This is a genomic window from Kineococcus indalonis (assembly GCF_009906395.1).
Taxonomy (GTDB): Bacteria; Actinomycetota; Actinomycetes; order Actinomycetales; family Kineococcaceae; genus Kineococcus; species Kineococcus indalonis.
Map to the genome: position 1 here is coordinate 1 of NZ_JAAALM010000416.1, position 3,648 is coordinate 3,648.

The following is a 3,648-nucleotide window of genomic DNA, read 5'->3' on the forward strand; positions in this document are numbered from 1 at the left end:
CACCCGCCTGCTGGTCACCGGCGTCAACGGCAGCGGCAAGTCGACGCTGCTGCACGTGCTGGCCGGGGCGCTGCGCCCGGACGCCGGCGCGGTGCGCGGGCGCGCGCGCACCGGCCTGCTGCGGCAGGACCCGCCGGAGCCGGTGCCCGGCCAGGACGTGCTGCGCGCGTTCGCCGCCGGGCGGCGCGGCGCGGCCGAGGAGCACGTGCAGCGGCTGCTGTCGCTGGGGCTGTTCCACCGCGAGCAGCTCGGCGTGCAGGTCGCGCGCCTGTCCACCGGCGGCCGGCGCCGCCTGGACCTGGCGCGGCTGCTGGCGGACCCGCACGACGTGCTGCTGCTGGACGAGCCGACGAACCACCTGGCCCCGCAGCTGGTGGAGGAGCTGGAGCGGGCGGTCGCCGCGTTCGACGGGGCGGTCGTCGTCGTCAGCCACGACCGGCGGCTGCGGGCGCGCTGGCGGGGCGCGGTGCTGGCGCTGGCGCCGGCGGGCGCCGCGGCGGGTGCGCCGTCCGGGTGATCGCGGGCGGCGCGCGGGGACGGGTGCGCTCACGTCCCCGGCGGGGCGCGCCGATGCCCTGCGTGTGGGACCGACGACGGAGCGCGCCCTGGGGCGCCGGCTGCGGGAGCGCCCGGTGTGGCAGCACCTCGCGGCCCTCGTCGTCGTGCCGCTGCTGGCCACCGGCGCCGTCTCGGCCGCCTCGGTGGCCGAGCGCACCCGCGAGCTGCGCACGGCCGGGCAGGCCGGCTCCCTCATGCGCGCGGCCACCGAGCTGGACGCGCTGCGGCGCGCGGTGGACAGCGAGCTGCTGCCCACGCTGAGCCGCAACGTCACCCGCGACCGGGAGGCGGCGGCCGCGGCCGGGTTCGGCGAGCGGCGCGCGGTGCTGTACCTGGACGCGGTGAACCGGCTGCAGCTGGCCCGGCAGGTCACCGACCGCGCCGTCTCGCGCATCGGCGCCGCCTCGCCGGCGGCGGTGAGCACCGCGCTGGCGGTGCAGCGGCTGCGCACGGTGCGCGCGGCCGCCGACCAGGGCACCTCCAGCACCGAGGCGCTGGCGGACCTGTACGTGGGCCTGTCGGACTGGCTCTCGCACGCCGAGGAGCAGGTCATCACGGGCACCACGGCCACCGGCCTCAGCGAGCGCAGCGCCCGGGCCGTCAACGACGTCACCCTCGTGGTGGAGCTGACGCAGCAGGCCAGCCGGGAGGTGCCGGCGGCGTTCACCGCGCGCGTGCTCGGCGGCGGGGAGCAGGTGCGGGCGCGCCAGCGCGCCGCGCACGTGGTGGGCAGCTACCGGGAGCTGGCCGGGGCCACGGCGGAGCTGTCGAGCGCGCCGGTGCGGCTGGGCTGGGCGGCGGCGACGCGCGGCGCGGCCGCGCAGGAGCTGACCGCGGCGTTCGGCGGGGAGACGCGCGAGCCGGGCCGGCTGTCGGGCCCGCAGCTGCTGGAGCTGGCCGACGCGAGCGCGCGGCGCGACCGGGACCTGGCGCAGCTGCTGGAGAGCACGGTGGACACGGCGGTGGCGGCGGTGGACGCGGAGCGGGAGGAGGCCGCGGTGCGCCTGCGCACCACGCTGCTGCTGTGCCTGCTGGTGCTGGCCGGGGCGCTGGCGGCGGCGGTGGCGCAGGGGCGCTGGCTGGCCGGGGCGCTGCGGCGCCTGGCCGACGCCGCGCAGCGGGTCGGCCAGGGCGAGCTGGTGGACGTGCCCGAGGGCGGTCCGCGCGAGACGCGCACCGCGGCGCGGGCCCTGGCGGGGGCGGTGGCCGGGCTGCGCCAGGTGCGCGAGCAGGCCGACGCCCTGACCCGCGGGGACCTGGCCGGCGCGCTGCGCGAGCAGCCGCTGCCGGGCCCGCTGGGCGAGGCGGTGCAGGCCTCGGTGCAGCAGCTGGTGCGCGCGGTGCAGCAGCGCGACCGCCTGCAGACGGAGCTGGCCCACCAGGCGGCGCACGACCCGCTGACGGGGCTGCCGAACCGGGCGGCGGCGCTGCGGCTGCTGTCGGGGGCGCTGGAGCGCGCCGGGCGCCGCGGCGCCACCACGGGCCTGCTGTTCGTGGACCTGGACGGCTTCAAGGCGGTCAACGACGGCGCCGGGCACGCCGCGGGCGACGAGGTGCTGCGGGAGGTGGCGCGGCGGCTGCGCGGGTGCGTGCGCGAGGGCGACTCGGTGGGGCGCCTGGGCGGGGACGAGTTCGTGGTGCTCGTGGAGGACGTCACCGACGAGGCGGCGCTGGTGGAGCTCGGCGAGCGGGTGGTCGCCGCCGCGCGCCGCCCCGTGCACGTGGCCGGCGACGCGGCCACCGGGGCCGCGGGCCGCTCGGTGCGCGTGGGCGCGTCGGTGGGCGTGGCGGTGGCGCGCGGCGCCGGCGAGGACGCGGAGGTGCTGCTGGCGGAGGCGGACTCGGCGGTGTACCGGGCCAAGTCGCGCGGCCGGGGCCGGGTGGAGGTCTTCGACGACGTGCTGCGCGCGGAGCTGGCCGCCCGCTGGGACCTGCAGTCGGCGCTGCGCGAGGGGCTGCGGCGCGGGGAGCTGACGCTGCACTACCAGCCGGTGGTGGACCTGGCCGACGGCTCGCTGGCCGGGTACGAGGCGCTGGCGCGCTGGGACCGCCCGGGGGTGGGGCCGGTGCGCCCGGACGTGTTCGTGGCCGCCGCGGAGGCGTCCTCGCTGGTGTGCGACCTGGGCCGCTGGGTGCTGCGGGAGGCGACGGCGCAGCTGGCGCGCTGGCGCGAGGAGCGCCCGTGCGCGTGGCCGGCGCCGGGTGCGGGTGCGGAGCCGACGGTGGCGGTGAACGTCTCGGGCCGGCACCTGAGCGACCCGCGGCTGCTGGAGGACGTGGCGCAGGCCCTGCAGGCCTCGGGCCTGCCGCCGCACCTGCTGGTGCTGGAGATCACCGAGACGGTGCTGGTGGACGACCCGCTGGCCACGGCGCACCTGCAGCAGCTGCGGGCCAGCGGGGTGGGCGTGGCCATCGACGACTTCGGCACGGGCTGGACGTCGATCGGGCAGCTGCCGACGACGCCGGCGGACACCCTGAAGATCGACCGCAGCTTCGTGTCCTCCACCGACCCGGGCCGGCGCGGCCTGGTGGCGCTGACGGTGCACGCCGCGCACACCTTCGGGCTGCGGGTGGTCGCCGAGGGCGTGGAGGACGCCGAGCAGCTGCGCTGGCTGCGCGAGCAGGGCTGCGACACCGCGCAGGGCTACCTGTTCGCGCGCCCGATGCCGGCCCCGGAGGCGGCCCGCTGGCAGCGGCCGGCGGAGGCGCTGGCGGTGTGAGGCGGGTCCGGCGCGGGGGACCTGCCGGGTGCGGCAGGAACCTGCTGCGCTGCCGGGGCCCGCTGGCCTCGCCGCGAGCGCCCGCTGCTGCCAGCCTCCTGCGCGGCGGCCCCCGCGGGCGGGGTCGCGGAGCAGGAGGAGCTGCATGCGCAGGATGCGCGGGACGCGCGGGGCCGGCACGGGAGCGGTCGGCGGCGGGGCGCTGCGGCTGGCGGCGGTGGGCGCGTGCGCCGCGCTGCTGAGCGCCCTGCCGGGCGCGGCGGCCGCCGCGGACGGGCCGCGGACGTGGCGGGTGGAGCCGGGCGGGTCGATCCAGGAGGCGGTCGACCGGGCCTCCTCCGGCGACACCGTCGAGATCGCGGCGGGCACC

General features: G+C 80.0%; 2 protein-coding genes and 1 pseudogene. All 3 read left to right on the forward strand.

The annotated features are described in order from the left end of the window. A partial coding sequence (locus tag GTR00_RS16675; RefSeq protein WP_166612709.1) for an ATP-binding cassette domain-containing protein occupies window positions 1-517 on the forward strand: 517 nt, incomplete at its 5' end. A gap of 64 nt (window positions 518-581) precedes the next feature. Further along, window positions 582-3,278 (forward strand): putative bifunctional diguanylate cyclase/phosphodiesterase, encoded by a 2,697-nt coding sequence (locus GTR00_RS16680; protein WP_166612710.1) that lies wholly within the window; start codon window positions 582-584, stop codon window positions 3,276-3,278. A gap of 154 nt (window positions 3,279-3,432) precedes the next feature. Further along, window positions 3,433-3,648: pseudogene (locus GTR00_RS16685) on the forward strand (hypothetical protein); the annotation flags it as partial.